This window comes from Comamonas kerstersii (genome assembly GCF_002056725.1).
Classification (GTDB): Bacteria; Pseudomonadota; Gammaproteobacteria; order Burkholderiales; family Burkholderiaceae_C; genus Comamonas; species Comamonas kerstersii.
Window position 1 is genome coordinate 1,364,116 of sequence record NZ_CP020121.1, and the last position, 15,885, is coordinate 1,380,000.

At 60.5% G+C, this 15,885-nt stretch carries 12 protein-coding genes (1 of these 12 only partly in view); 11 read left to right on the forward strand and 1 reads right to left on the reverse strand.

Annotated elements, in window-relative coordinates; genetic code table 11:
* Positions 1-69 precede the first annotated feature (69 nt).
* The 5 genes from glnE (at position 70) to B5M06_RS06385 (ending at position 7,719) form a co-directional block, all read left to right on the forward strand.
* Positions 70-2,823, forward strand: a complete 2,754-nt coding sequence (glnE, locus tag B5M06_RS06365; protein WP_054065423.1) for a bifunctional [glutamate--ammonia ligase]-adenylyl-L-tyrosine phosphorylase/[glutamate--ammonia-ligase] adenylyltransferase — start codon at positions 70-72, stop codon at positions 2,821-2,823.
* Between the two features lie 73 nt (positions 2,824-2,896).
* The gene (locus B5M06_RS06370) at positions 2,897-4,096 is read left to right on the forward strand and encodes an HD-GYP domain-containing protein (RefSeq protein WP_054065424.1); all 1,200 of its coding nucleotides are present in this window, start codon (positions 2,897-2,899) and stop codon (positions 4,094-4,096) included.
* A 301-nt stretch (positions 4,097-4,397) separates the two neighbouring features.
* Positions 4,398-5,777, forward strand: a complete 1,380-nt coding sequence (purB, locus tag B5M06_RS06375) for an adenylosuccinate lyase (protein WP_054065425.1) — start codon at positions 4,398-4,400, stop codon at positions 5,775-5,777.
* 113 nt (positions 5,778-5,890) lie between these two features.
* Positions 5,891-6,451 carry a YaeQ family protein gene (locus tag B5M06_RS06380; protein WP_054065426.1) on the forward strand — a complete coding sequence of 187 codons (561 nt, stop codon included), beginning with the start codon at positions 5,891-5,893 and terminating at the stop codon, positions 6,449-6,451.
* A gap of 74 nt (positions 6,452-6,525) precedes the next feature.
* Positions 6,526-7,719 (forward strand): phosphoglycerate kinase, encoded by a 1,194-nt coding sequence (locus tag B5M06_RS06385; RefSeq protein ID WP_054065441.1) that lies wholly within the window; start codon positions 6,526-6,528, stop codon positions 7,717-7,719.
* A 110-nt stretch (positions 7,720-7,829) separates the two neighbouring features.
* On the opposite strand, the gene B5M06_RS06390 is transcribed toward B5M06_RS06385, so the two are convergent.
* On the reverse strand, positions 7,830-8,123 hold the full coding sequence (locus tag B5M06_RS06390) for a hypothetical protein (protein WP_054065427.1): 294 nt from the start codon (positions 8,121-8,123) through the stop codon (positions 7,830-7,832).
* Between the two features lie 97 nt (positions 8,124-8,220).
* On the opposite strand from B5M06_RS06390, the gene B5M06_RS06395 reads away from it, so the two are divergent.
* From B5M06_RS06395 to gshB, 6 genes are all read left to right on the forward strand, one after another.
* Positions 8,221-9,501 carry a glutamate-5-semialdehyde dehydrogenase gene (locus B5M06_RS06395; RefSeq protein WP_054065428.1) on the forward strand — a complete coding sequence of 427 codons (1,281 nt, stop codon included), beginning with the start codon at positions 8,221-8,223 and terminating at the stop codon, positions 9,499-9,501.
* A gap of 71 nt (positions 9,502-9,572) precedes the next feature.
* Entirely contained in the window at positions 9,573-11,030 is a 1,458-nt protein-coding gene (gene trkA / locus B5M06_RS06400; RefSeq protein WP_054065429.1) for a Trk system potassium transporter TrkA, read from the forward strand.
* A gap of 19 nt (positions 11,031-11,049) precedes the next feature.
* Entirely contained in the window at positions 11,050-12,516 is a 1,467-nt protein-coding gene (locus B5M06_RS06405) for a TrkH family potassium uptake protein (protein WP_054065430.1), read from the forward strand.
* 95 nt (positions 12,517-12,611) lie between these two features.
* Positions 12,612-13,913 (forward strand): glutamate--cysteine ligase, encoded by a 1,302-nt coding sequence (gshA, locus tag B5M06_RS06410; protein ID WP_054065431.1) that lies wholly within the window; start codon positions 12,612-12,614, stop codon positions 13,911-13,913.
* 209 nt (positions 13,914-14,122) lie between these two features.
* Positions 14,123-15,310, forward strand: coding sequence for a benzoate/H(+) symporter BenE family transporter (locus B5M06_RS06415; protein WP_054065442.1), 1,188 nt, complete (start codon positions 14,123-14,125; stop codon positions 15,308-15,310).
* Between the two features lie 42 nt (positions 15,311-15,352).
* Positions 15,353-15,885, forward strand: the 5' portion of a protein-coding gene (gene gshB / locus B5M06_RS06420) for a glutathione synthase (RefSeq protein ID WP_054065432.1). The gene runs 418 nt beyond the window's last position; 533 of the gene's 951 nt are visible here — the first part of the coding sequence; it begins with the start codon at positions 15,353-15,355; its stop codon lies beyond the right edge, outside the window.

The window sequence follows — 15,885 nt, forward strand, 5'->3', positions numbered from 1 at the left end:
TTTTGCGGTGCAGGACACAAGGTGTAACGGCGCGGAGAACCTGTGAACTTGTACCCCAAAGTGCCAAGCATGCAGATCGCAGACCATCTTCCAGCGCCCACGGCTTCTCTTGCCGCATCGCATTCGCGTTTCTGGCAGCGCCTCCATCGTCGTTATGCCGATGTCATGGACGTTTTGCCTCCCGGCGCTCCTGTGCGTGCCACCATGGAGCAGGCGCTGCAGCGATTGCAGCAGGAGCAGGGCTGGGATCTGTCTGCCGCGTTGCGGGTGGTGCGTCAGCTGGTCATGGAGCGCCTGATGACGCTCGATTGTGCCCGCCAGGCCGATTTGCACACGGTCACGCGTGGCGTGACGGAACTGGCAGAGCTTGCGCTGGATCGCGCCTGTGCCCAGGTGCGCCAGGAGCTGGACGCCCGTCACGGCAGACCTGCCGGCCCTGAAGGCCAGGAAGTGCCGCTGTGGATCATTGGCATGGGCAAGCTGGGAGCGCGGGAGCTCAATGTTTCCAGCGATATTGACCTCATCTATGTCTATGAGCACGAAGGCGAGACGCTGGGGCTGCCCGATGGTCGCGGCAAGATCAGCAACCATGAATACTTTTCCAAGGCGGTCAAGGCCATCTACAACCTGATTGGCGACACCACGGAGCATGGCTTTGTCTTCCGTGTGGATCTGGCGTTGCGCCCCCACGGCAACTCTGGGCCAGCGGCCATCAGCCTGTCTTCGCTGGAAGACTATCTGCAGATCCACGGCCGCGAATGGGAGCGTTTTGCCTGGCTGAAGAGCCGAGTGGTGGCGCCGCTGGATGCCGTACGTGCACCCAATGTGCAGGCGCTGCGCAATGTGGTTCTGCCCTTTGTGTTTCGCAAATACCTGGACTACAGCGTATTTGAGTCACTGCGCAGCCTGCACCGGCAGATCCGCGAACATGCCATGCGTCGCAGTGCGGGCCACCCCGAGCGCGCCAATGATGTGAAGCTCTCGCGCGGTGGTATTCGCGAAATCGAATTCACCGTGCAGCTGCTGCAGGTAGTGCGTGGCGGCCAGTTCCCAGAACTGCGCTGCCGCCCCACACTGGAAGCGCTGCAGCGCCTGACACGCTCCAGCCTGATGCCTGCGGAAACCGCCGAACAGCTGGCGCAGGCCTATGTCTTCTTGCGCAATGTGGAGCACCGTATCCAGTACCTGGACGATCAGCAGACCCATGTGCTGCCCACGCGTGACGATGACCTGGAGTGGATCGCCAGCACCATGGGCTTTAGTGATGCCAGTGGCTTTTTGCTGCAGCTGGACGCACACCGCGAATTGGTGGCGCAGGAGTTTGACACCCTGCTGGGTGGCAGCCAGTCCGGCCAGTGCCCTAGCGGTAACTGCAATGGGCCACGTGCCACCCAGACTGCCAGCGCACCGGATCTGGAGACACTGATTGAGGATTTGCCACCGCTGATGGCCGAACGCCTCATGGGCTGGCGTGACAACATCAAGGTGCGAGGTCTGCGCGACGAAGCGCGTGCCCGACTGTTCCGGCTGGTGCAGCGCACCGCGCAGCGCGTGGGCCAGGAGCAAGATGGCCTGCAAGCCACGGCTGCCCTGCGCTTTATTGACTGGCTGGAGCCACTGCTGCGCCGCGAAAGCTATCTGGCACTGCTGCTGGAACGCCCTGCCGTGCATGAGCGCCTGCTGGATCTGCTTGGTGCCGCCAAGTGGCCTGCACGCTATCTGCAGCAGCACCCTGGTGTGATTGATGAGCTGGCCAGCGACCAGCTGTTTAGCGAGCGGTTTGACGCGGCCGCGTTTGAGCAGGAAATGGCGCTGCGCTTGGCTGCACTGGAAAGCACGGGTGAGGACGACGACGAAAACCTGCTGAATCTGCTGCGCCGTGCACAGCACGCGGAAATCTTCCGTACCCTGGCGCGTGACATTGAAGGCGCGATCACGGTCGAGCAAGTGGCGGATGATCTCAGTGCGCTGGCTGACAGCGTGCTGCGTGTCACAGCGCAGTGGTGCTGGCAGCGCCTGAAACAGCGCCACCGCGAAGATCCGCAGTTCGGCATCATTGGCTACGGCAAGCTGGGCGGCAAGGAGCTGGGCTATGGCAGCGACCTGGACATAGTGTTCATCTTTGACGATGAGGATGACAACGCCCCTGAGATCTACACCGCCTGGGTGCGCAAGCTCATCAACTGGCTCACGGTGAAGACGGGCGAGGGTGATCTCTATGAAATCGATACAGCCCTGCGACCGAACGGCAACTCTGGCCTGCTGGTGACCAGCTTCAAGTCCTATGCGAACTACCAGCAGCAGCGGGGCAGTAATACCGCATGGACCTGGGAGCACCAGGCCATGACGCGCGCCCGCTTCGTGCTGGGCAGCGACAGCCTGCGCCAGCGCTTTGATACCGTGCGCGAGGCGGTGATTACCGCGCCACGTGATGCGCAGGCGCTCAAGCAGGAAATTGTCAGCATGCGTGAGCGCGTGCGCAGTGCACACCCCGTGCGCGGAGACTGGTTTGACGTCAAGCACAGCCGCGGTGGCATGCTCGATGCCGAGTTTGTCGTGCAGTACCTGGTGCTCTCGCAGTCTGCGCAGCATCCGGAGCTGGTGGCCAATCTGGGCAATATTGCGCTGCTGCAGCGTGCTGAAAAAGCGGGTCTGCTGCCAGCGGGCGTGGGCCAGGCGGCAGCATCGGCGTATCGGGAACTGCGCCGCATGCAGCACACATCGCGTCTGGATGAGGGCAGCGGCCTGGTCCCTGAAGCCCTGGTCACGACCCACCGGGATGCGGTGCTGGCCTTGTGGCAGGCGGTTTTTGCAGACCAATGAAGGGTCGTCCCACGCCCGGCACAGGCACTTGTGCTTCAGAATGTAAAAATACGTTCAACTGTGTTGGATTTGTATGAATCTCGTTGAACTCAATGTCTCCACCATCCCTTTTGGCAAGCCCCTGCCTTTTGTCTTGCGCGGGGTGGGTGGCGCGCTGCTGGCCAATAAGGGCTATGTCATTCGCTCTGCCGACGACCTGCGCGTGCTGATCGCGCGCGGGCAGACGCTGTATGTGGACACGGATGAGTCCGGAGATAGCTACCGCGCCTTTCTGGCGCAGCTGCAGTCCCTGCTGCTGTCAGATACGCCGCTGAAAAAAATTGCCAACATGACGCTGGAGCAGCGTGCGGCCAAAGCCAGTGAGACTCAGGACAACAGCCCTCCACCCTGGCGTGAGTGGCAGCTCGGTCTGACGCAGCTGCTGCGTAACCCCGATGCTTCGGATTTTCTGTCGCGCTTTGAGGATCTCTTCGCTGGTCTGCGCCGCTATCTGCTCAAGCAGCCCGATGCCACCTTGCTTGCGCTGATGCAGATGTCTGCAGAAGAGACGAAATACTACTGCGCGACCCATGCCATGCTGGTGTCTGCCATCTGCATGACGGTGGCGGGTGAGACCCTGCGCTGGCCGGAAAACCGCGTCCTGCCCCTGGGGCGTGCAGCGCTGAGCATGAACATCGGCATGGCGAGGCTGCAGGACGAGCTGGCCCAGCAGACCACACCGCTGACAGCGCAGCAGGCACAGGAGGTGGACATGCATTCAGATGTATCGGCCTGCATCCTGCGCGCCATGGGGGTGACCGATCCTCTGTGGCTGGATGCGGTCAGGACCCACCACCACCGTGCTCCCGGGAAACTGGCGGAAAAAACACTGGGTCAGCAGATGGCGCGGCTGATTCAGCGGGCCGATATATTTGGTGCACGCATTGCACCACGTGTCACACGTGAGCCCATGTCCGTAACATCTGCCATGCAGGCCAGCTATTACGATGAAACCAAGTCCATGGACGAGGCAGGTGCCGCGCTGGTCAAGGCGCTGGGCATTTACCCGCCTGGTGCATGGGTGAAGCTGGCCAGTGGCGAAATCGGCGTAGTGGTGCGCCGCGGTGCATCGGCTGCCACGCCGCGTGTGGCAGTGCTGCTCAACCGCTCAGGCATGGCAACTGGTGAGCCGCTGCCGCGCGATACCGCGCAGCCGGCCTGGAAGATTGTCAGTCCTGTCGCACACAAAGATGTGATGGTTCGCCTACCCCTGGAAAAACTGCTGGCCCTATGATCGATTCATGACATCACGAAATGTGTGAAGTTTTTTTGGAACTAATCTAAAAAGCCGCGCTCATATCGTTATGTCCGGGCTCTGATCCCGCCAGTTTCGTGTTGCGAAGCCTGTCTTTTTCGAAAGATTGTCAGTCTTGGGGTGCATCTCCTCCCTCCCTCTCTTAATTCACACCAAGACGCTTCGCAGCCTTTTTCTTCCCCTCTCTTGGCACCCTTGGGTGCCTTTCTTTTTTGGCTGATTGGCATGTGTGGGTTCTGCGCACTGTGGACAGGAACGCAGGCACCTACAATCACGGTCCATGAGCCTGTCTTCCATCTCCGCACTCTCCCCGCTGGACGGCCGTTACGCCTCCAAGCTTTCCGCCTTGCGCCCCATCATGAGCGAACAAGGCTATATGCACCGTCGTGTCCAGGTTGAAATTACCTGGTTCATCGCGCTGTCGGATGCCGGTTTTGCCGAATTTCCGCCACTGTCCGAAGGTGCGCGTACTTACTTGCATGGCCTGGTTGCCAACTTCTCCGAGGCCGATGCTGCGGCGATCAAGGAGATCGAGAAGACCACCAACCACGACGTGAAAGCCGTGGAGTACTGGATCAAGGCCAAGTTTGACGGCCGTCCCGAGCTGCAAAAAGCTGCTGAGTTCGTGCACTTTGCCTGCACCAGCGAAGACATCAACAACACCAGCCATGCCTTGCAAATCCGTGTGGGCCGCGACATGGTGCTGATGCCAGCGCTGGACCGCATCGTGCTGAAGCTGCGCGAAATGGCACACCAGTTTGCCGACGTGCCCATGCTCAGCCGCACCCACGGCCAGACAGCATCCCCTACCACCGTGGGCAAGGAAATTGCCAACGTGCTGGTGCGCCTGCAAAAGGCGGTGGACAACATCGCCAACGTCAAGATTCTGGGCAAGATGAACGGCGCTGTGGGCAACTACAACGCCCACCTGTCGGCCTGGCCTGAGTTCGACTGGGAAGCGTTCTCCAAGAACGTGATCGAGTCGCCCGAGCCCAAGGGCCTGGGCCTGACCTTCCAGCCCTACTCGATCCAGATCGAGCCGCACGACTACATGGCCGAGTTCTTTGACGCCGTGGCCCGTGCCAACACCATTCTGGTCGACTTCTCGCGTGACGTCTGGGGCTATGTGTCTCTGGGCTACTTCAAGCAAAAGCTCAAGGCCGGTGAGATTGGTTCTTCGACCATGCCCCACAAGGTCAACCCCATTGACTTCGAAAACGCCGAAGGCAATCTGGGCTTGGCCAATGCGCTGCTCAAGCACCTGTCCGAGAAGCTGCCCGTCTCCCGCTGGCAGCGTGACCTGACAGACTCCACCGTGCTGCGCAACATCGGTGTGGCGCTGGGGTACGCCACATTGGCCTACACCTCGCTCATGACCGGCCTGAACAAGCTGGAGCTGAACGAAGAGCGCCTGCAGCAAGACCTGGACAACGCCTGGGAAGTGTTGGCAGAGCCCATCCAGACTGTGATGCGCCGCTACGGTGTGGCCGGTGCTTACGAAAAGCTCAAGGAGGTCACACGCGGCAAGACCGTGCAGGCGGCTGACTTGCACAACCTGATCAACGGTCTGGAAATTCCCCAGGCCGACAAGGACCGTCTGCTGGCCATGACGCCTGCGTCTTACATTGGTAAGGCTGCAGAATTGGCCCGCCGTGTCTAATTAAAAACCATAGCTGCTAGCGCTTGATATTCAAGCGTTTCAGATACAAAGAGCTGTCAAAGCGTTTGTTTTCAAGCGCTGGCAGCTCTTCTTTTATTTAAAGGATTGCCGCAATGGCCCTCAAATCCACGGTCTACAAGGCCAACCTCTCGATTGCCGATATTGACCACAACTACTACGCTGACCATAACCTGACACTGGCCCGCCACCCCAGTGAGACCGACGACCGCATGATGATTCGCCTCGTCGCGCTGGCGCTCAATGCCTGGCAGCTGCAGGAACTGTGTAATGGCGATGGCACGCTCAGCTTTGGCGTGGGCCTGTGCGACCCCGACGACCCCGATGTGCACATCACCGACTACACCGGCCAGAAGCGCCTGTGGATTGAAGTGGGCCAGCCTGACGAAAAGCCCATTACCAAGGCCTGTAACAAGTCGGACCACGTCATCGTCTACCCCTTCAACCACGCCGCCAACGTCTGGTGGAAGGGCCTGGAAGGCAAGGTCAACCGCCAGAGCAAGCTGGAAGTGCAGTACATCGATTCTGAAGTGGCGCAGCAGCTGGGCAGCCTGGCCGAGCGCAGCATGCAGCTGCAGGCCACGATTCAGGAAGGGCAGCTCACGCTGTCGAGCAATCTGGGCACGGTGTATGTCGAGCCCGAGCGCTGGAAATAAGCCGTCCCAAACAGCACGCCGCCTACAATGCGTCCCAGTTTTTCACACTTCTATAAGACTTGAAGGCTGACGCCATGAACATCATCCGCTTCTCCGACCTGTGTGCCCAGGGCAAAGTCCAGGGCCAGCGCGTTTTTATTCGTGCCGACCTGAACGTGCCGCTGAATGACGCCGGTGAAATCACCGAAGACACCCGCGTGCGCGCCTCCGTGCCTGCCATTGAGATGGCGCTCAAGGCCGGTGCCGCCGTCATGGTGACCAGCCACCTGGGCCGCCCCACGGAAGGCGAGTTCAAGCCTTCCGACTCGCTGGCTCCTGTGGCCAAGCGCCTGGGTGAACTGCTGGGCCGCGAAGTGCCACTGGTCGCCAACTGGGTGGACGGTGTCGATGTGGCCCCCGGCCAGGTCGTGCTGCTGGAAAACTGCCGCGTGAACGTGGGCGAGAAGAAGAACAAGGAAGAGCTGGCCAAGAAGCTGGCGGCCCTGTGCGACATCTTTGTGCACGACGCATTTGGCACCGCCCACCGCGCCGAAGGCACGACCTATGGCATCGCCCAGTTCGCGCCCATCGCCTGCGCGGGTCCGCTGCTGTCGGCCGAGATCGATGCCATCACCAAGGCCCTGGCTGCGCCTGCGCGCCCCTTGGCAGCCATCGTGGCCGGCTCCAAGGTCTCGACCAAGCTGACCATCCTGCAAGCCTTGTCCAAGAACGTGGACCAGCTGATCGTGGGTGGTGGCATTGCCAACACCTTCATGCTGGCTGCGGGTCTGAAGATCGGCAAGTCGCTGGCTGAGCCTGATCTGGTGGGCGAAGCCAAGGCCGTGATCGACGCCATGGCCGCACGCGGTGCGGATGTGCCCGTGCCCACCGATGTGGTCTGCGCCAAGGCTTTCGCGCCCGATGCGGTGGCTACTGTGAAGAAGGCGACGGAAGTCGAAGACGACGACATGATTCTGGACATCGGCCCCGAGACTGCCGCCAAGCTGGCTGAGCAGCTCAAGAAGGCGGGCACCATCGTCTGGAATGGCCCTGTGGGCGTGTTTGAGTTTGACCAGTTCGCCAACGGGACCAAGACCATTGCTGCCGCGATTGCCGAGTCCCCCGCCTTCAGTATTGCGGGTGGTGGCGATACCCTGGCCGCGATTGCCAAGTACGGCATTGAAGACAAGGTGGGCTATATCTCCACCGGCGGTGGTGCTTTCCTGGAAGTGCTGGAAGGAAAGACCCTGCCCGCCTTTGAAATCCTGCAAAAGCGTGCCAACGGCTAAAACTGTTGACCACCCTCACGCCGTGCAGACCGTCTTGGTGTCTGCAAGGTGTGATGTCTGAGGTTTGAACCAAAAATAGCTGTCAGAGCCCGTCAAATGGGTGCTGGCAGCTATTGTTTTTGTTCCAGCACTTCGCGTGCCTTGTCCAGCCAGGTCTGTAGATGCTGCTTCAGGTCGGTCTGGCTGAAGGAGCAGCTTTCTTCCGTAAACAGCGCGCTGGACTCGAGGCGGTCGAGCAATTGCAGCAAGGCCGGGCCATAGCGTTCGGGCAGGGCCGTCAACAGCGCCTGCGAGGCGCGTGCCTGTTCGTTCAGGGCTGAGGCGGAGAGCGTGCCGTCCTCCAGCCGCAGTACAGCGTCCTGCAGCGCTTGCCATTGCAGCAGTGCCTGGGCGTGAGCAGTCATATCCAACCTCCAAATTCCAATGCATGTAGGCGCAGTGTAGAAGGTGGCGCTGCGAAGAGCCATAGCACGCGCCCTGCTTCTCGGTCAAAATCGCAGCATGAATGCGCTGAACATTGCCGAATACATGCAAACCTTGGGTTTGCAAGCAAAAGTGGCCGCAGCCCAGATGGCGCGTGCCAATGCTGCTACCAAAAGCAAAGCCCTGCTGGCGCTGGCACGCCTGCTGCGTGAAAGCACCGAAGCTTTGCAAGTCGACAACGCCAAGGACCTGGAGCGTGCCGTGGCCAATGGCCTGGCTGCGCCCATGGTTGACCGCCTGCGTCTGACGCCCAAGGTGCTGGAAACCTGTGCCCAGGGCTGCGAGCAGCTGGCGCATATGCCGGATGTGATTGGCGAAATCATGGGCATGAAGCAGCAGCCCAGCGGCATCCGCGTAGGCCAGATGCGCGTGCCCATCGGCGTGTTCGGCATGATTTTTGAAAGCCGCCCCAATGTGACGATTGAAGCGGCCAGCCTGTCCATCAAGAGCGGCAATGCCTGCATCTTGCGCGGCGGCTCGGAAGCGATCGAATCCAACAAGGCACTGGCCAAGCTGGTGGAGCAGGCAATGGTAGAAGCCGGGCTGCCTGCCCATGGCGTGCAGCTGGTGCAGACCACCGACCGTGAGGCTGTGGGCCAGCTGATTGCCATGCCTGCCTATGTGGATGTGATCATCCCCCGTGGCGGCAAGAGCCTGATCGAGCGCATCAGCCGCGAAGCCAAGGTGCCTGTGATCAAGCACCTGGACGGCAACTGCCACACCTATGTGGATGATCCCTGTGATATCGCGCTGGCCGTGAAGGTGACGGACAACGCCAAAACCAACAAGTACAGCCCCTGCAATGCCACCGAAAGCCTGCTGGTGGCGCGCGGTGTGGCACAGGCCTTCCTGCCCGAGATCGGCAAGGTGTTTGCCGCCAAGGGCGTGGAAATGCGCGGCTGCCCTGAATCGCTGCAGATTCTGCAAGCCGTGGAAGGCCTGAAGCTGGCCCAGGCCTCGGAAGCCGACTGGAGCGAAGAGTACCTGGCCCCCATCCTCAGCGTGAAGGTGGTGGCTGGTGTGGACGAAGCCATTGCCCACATCAACCAGTACTCGAGCGGCCACACCGAGGCCATTCTCACGCGCGACCATGTCCACGCACAGCGTTTCCTGCGCGAAGTAGACTCTTCCAGCGTCATGGTCAATGCCAGCACGCGTTTTGCCGATGGTTTTGAATACGGGCTGGGCGCAGAAATCGGCATCAGCACCGACAAGTTCCATGCGCGTGGTCCTGTGGGCATTGAAGGCCTGACCTCGCTCAAATACGTGGTGCTGGGCGAAGGCGATGTACGCAGCTAGGCGTTAGCAAAGAACGGGCAGCTTGGGCTGCCTTTTCTTTTTGGCGTGCGCGGCAATAGCAAGGACAGTGCATGAAGATCATTATTTTGGGTGCAGGCCGTGTGGGCTACAGCGTGGCCGAGAGCCTGGTTTCGGAGCGCAACGACATCACGGTCATCGATACGGACGCTGAGCGTCTGGAGGATTTGCAAAATCGCTTCGATCTGCGCGGCGTAGTGGGCAATGGCACGGATGTGCGCGTGCTGGCCGAAGCAGGCGCGGCGGATACTGACTTGCTGATCGCCTGTGCGGCGCTGGACGAAACCAATCTGGTGTGCTGCAAGCTGGCACACATGGCATTTGGCATTCCGGCCCGTGTAGCCCGCGTGCGCTCCACGGCCTTCGAGCATGACCCGCGCCTGCTCAGTGCCGAAGGCTTTGCGGTGGATGCCGTGGTGTGTCCGGAAATTTCCATGACACGCTATATCCGCAAGCTCATCGAGTACCCCGACTCGCTGCAGGTGCGTGAATTTGCCGGTGGCCGCGCCTGCCTGTCTTCCGTGCGGGCGCGTGCTGGAGCAGCTGCTGTGGGCATGCGCATTGGCGACTTGCGCGTGCACAACCCGGAGCTGGGGCTGCGCATCGTCGCCATTTACCGCCGCTTTGCCGATGAGCCCGACCGCTTTGTGCGCTGTGATGGCACCACGCGCATCGAGCCGGGTGACGAAGTCTTTGTACTGGCCGCACGCGAGCATCTGCGCCAGGTGCTGGAGGCATTTCACCTGCGCATGGGCCAGGTGGCGCGCCAGGTGCGGCGCATTCTGATCTCTGGGGGCAGCCGTGTCAGCCTGCAGCTGGCGCAGTCGCTGGTGGCAGAGCCCGGGCGCTTTCACGTCAAGATCATTGAAAGCGATGCCCGCCGCTGCGAAGAGCTGGCTGCCGCCTTGCCGTCCGAGGTGCTGGTGCTGCACGGCAACCCTACGGACGAAGACCTGTTTGCCGACGAAAACGTGGACGAGACGGACCTCTTCCTCGCTCTCACGGACGACGACGAGAACAACATCATGGCCAGCCTGCTGGCCAAGCGCATGGGGGCCAGCCGCGTGCTGGCGCTGATCAACCGCCGCAGCTATGCGGACCTGATGCACGGCACGCAGATCGATATTGCGCTCTCGCCTGCGCAGGCCATGCTGGGGGAGTTTCTGGCCTATGTGCGCAAGGGCGATGTGCAGGCCGTGCACAGCCTGCGCCGTGGCGTGGCCGAGGCGCTGGAGATTGTGGCGCGTGGCGACCGGCGCAGCTCCAAAGTGGTGGGGCGCAAGGTCAGTGAGCTCAAGCTGCCACCTGAAGTACACATCGGTTTGATCGTGCGTGGTCTGCCCGATACCGAGGACATTCGCGCGCAAAGCGAAGGTGTGGAGCCGGAGGTCATCATCCCGCGCTCACACACCGTGATTGAGAGCAATGACCACGTGGTGTTCTTCCTGCCCAACAAGCGTCTGGTGCAGGAAGTGGAGCGCCTCTTCCGCGTGAGTGCAACTTTCTTCTGAGTTGCGGAGGCTGTCATCCATGCGTGATCTGTTTCCGGTTCTGCGAGTGCTGGGTGTGCTGCTGGTGTTTTTTGCCTGCAGCATGGCTGTGCCGCTGGCCGTGTCCTGGTTTGTGCAGGACGGTGTCTGGCAGGCATGGCCTGCAGCCATGCTGACCACCATGGTGGTAGGGCTGCTGCTTTGGCTGCTGATGCGTCAGCACAAGCAGGAGCTGCACCCCCGTCACGGTGTGATTCTGGTCACGCTGGTCTGGGTCTGCCTGCCGCTGAGTGCTGCACTGCCCATGATGCTGATCTACCACCAGCAGGGCGAGCATCTGTCCTTCACCCATGCGTACTTTGAAGCTGTCTCCGGGCTGACGACTTCGGGTGCTTCCGTGCTGCGTAATCTCGATGGTTTGCCCATTTCGCTGCACATCTGGCGCACCTTTTTGCAGTGGCTGGGCGGCATGGGCATCCTGATTCTGGCGGTGGCCATCATGCCGCTGCTGGGGGTGGGCGGCAGCCAGCTGTTCCGTGCCGAGGCGGCAGGCCCTGTCAAGGACACCAAGCTCACGCCGCGCATTACCAGTACGGCCAAGGGCCTGTGGGGTGTGTATGCCGTGTTCTCCGTGAGCTGCTTTGCGGCTTTCTGGCTGGCGGGCATGCCACCGCTGGAAGCCATGATGCACATGTTCACCACGGTGAGCCTGGGCGGTCTGTCACCCCATGACGCCAGTTTTGGCTACTTTCGGTCGCCTTTACTGGAAGGTATTGCTTTTATCTTCATGGTGGCGGCCAGCTGCAACTTCGCGCTGTACTTTGTGGCCATGCGAAAAGGGCACTGGCGAGGCTTCTGGCGTGACCCGGAAATGCGTGCCACCGTGGGCGTTCTGCTCTGCGGCGGGCTGCTGGTGTCGGCGCTGCTGTGGTTCAAGGGGGTCTATGACCTGCTGGATGCACTGCGCTACGGCATGTTCAATGCTGTCTCCGTCGCGACCACGACGGGGTTCGCTACGACGGACTATCTGACCTGGCCGGTGTTTGCCCCGGTGTTCATGCTGATTCTCTCGGGCATGGCTACCAGTGCAGGCTCGACCGGTGGCGGCATCAAGATGATGCGTATGCTGATTTTGTTCAGTCAGGCGCGGCGTGAACTGACACGGCTTGTGCACCCACGCGCGGTACAACCCGTTGTATTGGGAGCGCGCGTCGTGGATAACCGCATGATTTTTGCGGTTTTGGCCTATATGCTCGTGTATGGCGGCACGATCGTGCTGCTCAGCATGGTGCTGATGCTCACGGACTTGGACCCCATTACCGCAGTTTCTGCGGTGATTGCGAGTGTGCACTGCGTGGGGCCGGGGCTTGGCGCTGTCGGGCCGGCCTCCACGTATGCGGTGCTCACGGACTTTCAAATCTGGGTATGCACGCTAGGCATGCTGCTAGGGCGACTGGAGATTTTGAGCTTTCTTGCTCTGCTTACACCGGCATTCTGGAGGCGCTAAATAAGCGTATGCGTATGATTCGAGGGATAAGGGTAAGTACTTAATTCGGCTGCAACTCCCTACAATTACACAACCACCGTCGTTTGAGGACATAAATGGTTCCACATCTCATCACTGCTTTGACTGGCCCGATCAATGAGCTAGAGCAGCGCATCATCGACTCCATGCCAGCCATTGAGCGCTGGTTCCGTCTGGAGTGGATGGAGCACACGCCGCCCTTTTATAGCTCGGTAGACATTCGCAACTCGGGTTTCAAGCTGGCGCCAGTGGATACCAACCTGTTTCCCGGTAACTGGAACAACCTGACCGACCAGATGTTGCCCCTGGCCGTGCAGGCCACCATGGCGGCCATTGAAAAAATCTGCCCTGAGGCGCGCAATCTCCTGATCATTCCGGAGAACCACAACCGCAACCCCTCGTACCTGAGCAATCTGGCCCAGTTGCAGCGCATCTTCAAGATGGCGGGCCTGAATGCGCGTCTGGGCTCTATCAGCCCTGACATCAAAAAGCCTACAGAGCTGAAGCTGCCCAATGGGGAGACTGTGCTGCTGGAGCCCGTGCTGCGCACCAAGCGCCGCATTGGCCTGAAGCACTTTGACCCCTGCACCATCTTGCTCAACAACGACCTGTCTGCAGGCGTGCCCGGCATTCTCGAAGAGTTGTACGAGCAATACCTGCTGCCTCCTGTGCATGCAGGCTGGTGGACGCGCCGCAAGAGCCGCCACTTCCAGTGCTATGAAGAAGTGGCCAAGCGTTTTGGCAAGCTGCTGGGCATTGACCACTGGCTGATTCACCCCCTGTTCGCCAAGGCGGAAGGCCTGGACTTCTCCGAAGGCTCCACCACTGGCATGGGCGCTCTGGCCGCGCAGGTGGATGCCCTGCTGACCAAGGTGCGCCGCAAGTACAAGGAATACGGCATCAAGGACAAGCCCTTTGCCATCGTCAAGGCCGACAACGGCACCTATGGCATGGGCGTGATGACGGTGCGCGATGCCAAGGAGCTGGAAGACCTGACCAAGAAAGCGCGCAACAAGATGAGCGTCATCAAGGATGGCCAGATGGTGCACGACGTCATCATCCAGGAAGGCGTGCTGACTTCTGAGCGCATGCACGACGCCGTGGCCGAGCCCGTGGTCTATACGCTGGACCGCTACGTGGTCGGCGGCTTCTACCGCATGCACCCCGAGCGTGGCACAGACGAAAACCTGAATGCGCCGGGCTCCAGCTATGTGCCTCTGGCGTTTGCGCACAGCACCCACATGCCTCAGCCCGGCATGAACCCCGGTGCCAGTGCGCCCAACCGCTTCTATATGTACGGCGTGATTGCACGCCTGGCCATGCTGGCCGCCAGCTATGAGCTGGAAGCCACCAACCCAGAGGCAGAGGTCTACGAGTAAATCATTTGCTATTAAAAATAGAGCTGCCAGCGCTTATCAGTATTGGTTTTCAAATAGAAAACTATCTGAAATCCAATAAATACCAGCGCAAGAAGCTCTTATTTTTAATGAAGCGCGTGGTGCAAGCCCCGCGCTTTTTTTGTGGCGCTGAAGATGCAGACCAATTCTGCAGTGGCGCTGACTGGCTGTGGTCCGCACAATGTGCAGCTATGCAGTTTTTCAAAGACTTCAGCCTGTCCGCACTCAGCGCTGGTTTTGTGGCGATGCTGGTCGGCGTGACCAGCTCGGTGGCGCTGGTTTTTCAGGCAGCACAGGCCTTTGGTGCCAGCGCCGCGCAGATCAGCTCCTGGATGTGGGCACTGGGCTGGGGTATTGGCTTGTGCTGTGCGCTGCCTTCGCTGCTGCTGCGCAAGCCGGTGATGGTGGCTTGGTCCACGCCCGGGGCTGCAGTTCTGGCTGCAGCTGGGCTGGCAGGCGGCTTTTCCATGGCGGAGGCCGTGGGGGCTTTCATCATCAGCGCTGCGCTGATTGCGCTGCTGGGTTTCAGTGGCTGGTTTGAAAAGCTCATGGACCGCATTCCCGCCTCCATTGCTGCGGCCTTGCTGGCCGGTGTGCTGGCCCGCTTTGGCCTGCAGGTGTTTGAATCGGCCCAGACCGCGCTGCCGCTGGTGTTGGTCATGCTGCTGGCATATCTGCTCACGCGCCGCCTCTCGCCCCGCTACGCCGTCATGGTGACGCTGCTGGCCGGTGTTGCCTATGCTGCGTTGCAAGGGCAGATGCGCTGGGAGCAAGTGCAGTGGTCCATGGCCATGCCTGCATGGACGACGCCCAGCTTTTCCTGGCAGGCTTGCGTGAGCCTGGCTCTGCCGCTGTTTGTGGTGACCATGGCTTCGCAGAACCTGCCCGGGGTGGCCGTCATTCGCGCAACAGGCTATCAGCTGCCAGTCTCTAGGCTGGTCGGCATGACAGGCATCGCCACGCTGCTGCTAGCCCCCTTTGGTGCTTTCTCGCTGAATCTTGCGGCCATCACTGCCGCCATGTGCATGGGCCCTGAAGCACACCACGACATGAACAAGCGCTACACCGCTGCCGTGTGGTGTGGTCTGCTCTATATCTTGATGGGCATCTTCGGCGCTGTGGTTGCCAGCCTGCTGGCTGCTTTCCCCAAAGAGCTGGTAATGGCCACTGCAGGTCTGGCACTGCTCAGTGCGATAGGTAGTGGCCTGGTCGCTGCTTTGCAGCAGGAAAGCAGCCGCGAGGCTGCACTCATCACCTTTCTGGTCACGCTCAGCGGCGTCGTCATTGCGGGGGTGGGGTCTGCTTTCTGGGGTGTGGTTGCCGGCAGTTTGGCCCTGTTTGTGCAACAGTACCGACCTTGGCGTACAACACAGCGCTAAACCTTTTGTCATTCATTGAACGGGGCCAGGCCCCAGCAAGCCATGCAATTTCTTTTTGTTGCCGATCCTCTGCACACCTTCAATACCAAGAAAGACACGACCTTTGTCATGATGCGTGAAGCGCAGCGCCGTGGGCACACGGTGTTCGCCACTGAGCCCAAGGACATCAGCTGGGAAGTGGGTGGCCGTGTCATGGCCAGCGTGCGCAAGCTGCGCCTGACGGGTGACCTGAAAGACTGGTACGAAGAAATTGCCGTAGAGCAGGAAGCATTGGCCAGCTTTGACGCCGTGCTCATGCGCAAGGATCCGCCGTTTGACAGCGAGTTCTTCTACGCTACCCATATGCTCAGCCAGGCTGAGCGTGAAGGTGCCAAGGTATTCAACAAGCCTGCAGCTCTGCGTGACCATCCTGAAAAAATGGCGGTCATGGAGTTCCCCGAGCTGCTCGGCCCCACACTGATTACACGCAACCCGCAAGACATCCGCGCCTTCCACGCCCAGCACCAGGACATCATCCTCAAGCCGCTGGACGGCATGGGGGGCATGGGCATCTTCCGCGTGGGCGCTGATGGTAT

Coding starts and splice junctions, on each gene's coding strand:
- glnE (WP_054065423.1), top strand. CDS start 70: ATGCAGATCGCAGACCATCTTCCAGCGCCCACGGCTTCTCTTGCCGCA.
- B5M06_RS06370 (WP_054065424.1), top strand. CDS start 2,897: ATGAATCTCGTTGAACTCAATGTCTCCACCATCCCTTTTGGCAAGCCC.
- purB (WP_054065425.1), top strand. CDS start 4,398: ATGAGCCTGTCTTCCATCTCCGCACTCTCCCCGCTGGACGGCCGTTAC.
- B5M06_RS06380 (WP_054065426.1), top strand. CDS start 5,891: ATGGCCCTCAAATCCACGGTCTACAAGGCCAACCTCTCGATTGCCGAT.
- B5M06_RS06385 (WP_054065441.1), top strand. CDS start 6,526: ATGAACATCATCCGCTTCTCCGACCTGTGTGCCCAGGGCAAAGTCCAG.
- B5M06_RS06390 (WP_054065427.1), bottom strand. CDS start 8,123: ATGACTGCTCACGCCCAGGCACTGCTGCAATGGCAAGCGCTGCAGGAC.
- B5M06_RS06395 (WP_054065428.1), top strand. CDS start 8,221: ATGAATGCGCTGAACATTGCCGAATACATGCAAACCTTGGGTTTGCAA.
- trkA (WP_054065429.1), top strand. CDS start 9,573: ATGAAGATCATTATTTTGGGTGCAGGCCGTGTGGGCTACAGCGTGGCC.
- B5M06_RS06405 (WP_054065430.1), top strand. CDS start 11,050: ATGCGTGATCTGTTTCCGGTTCTGCGAGTGCTGGGTGTGCTGCTGGTG.
- gshA (WP_054065431.1), top strand. CDS start 12,612: ATGGTTCCACATCTCATCACTGCTTTGACTGGCCCGATCAATGAGCTA.
- B5M06_RS06415 (WP_054065442.1), top strand. CDS start 14,123: ATGCAGTTTTTCAAAGACTTCAGCCTGTCCGCACTCAGCGCTGGTTTT.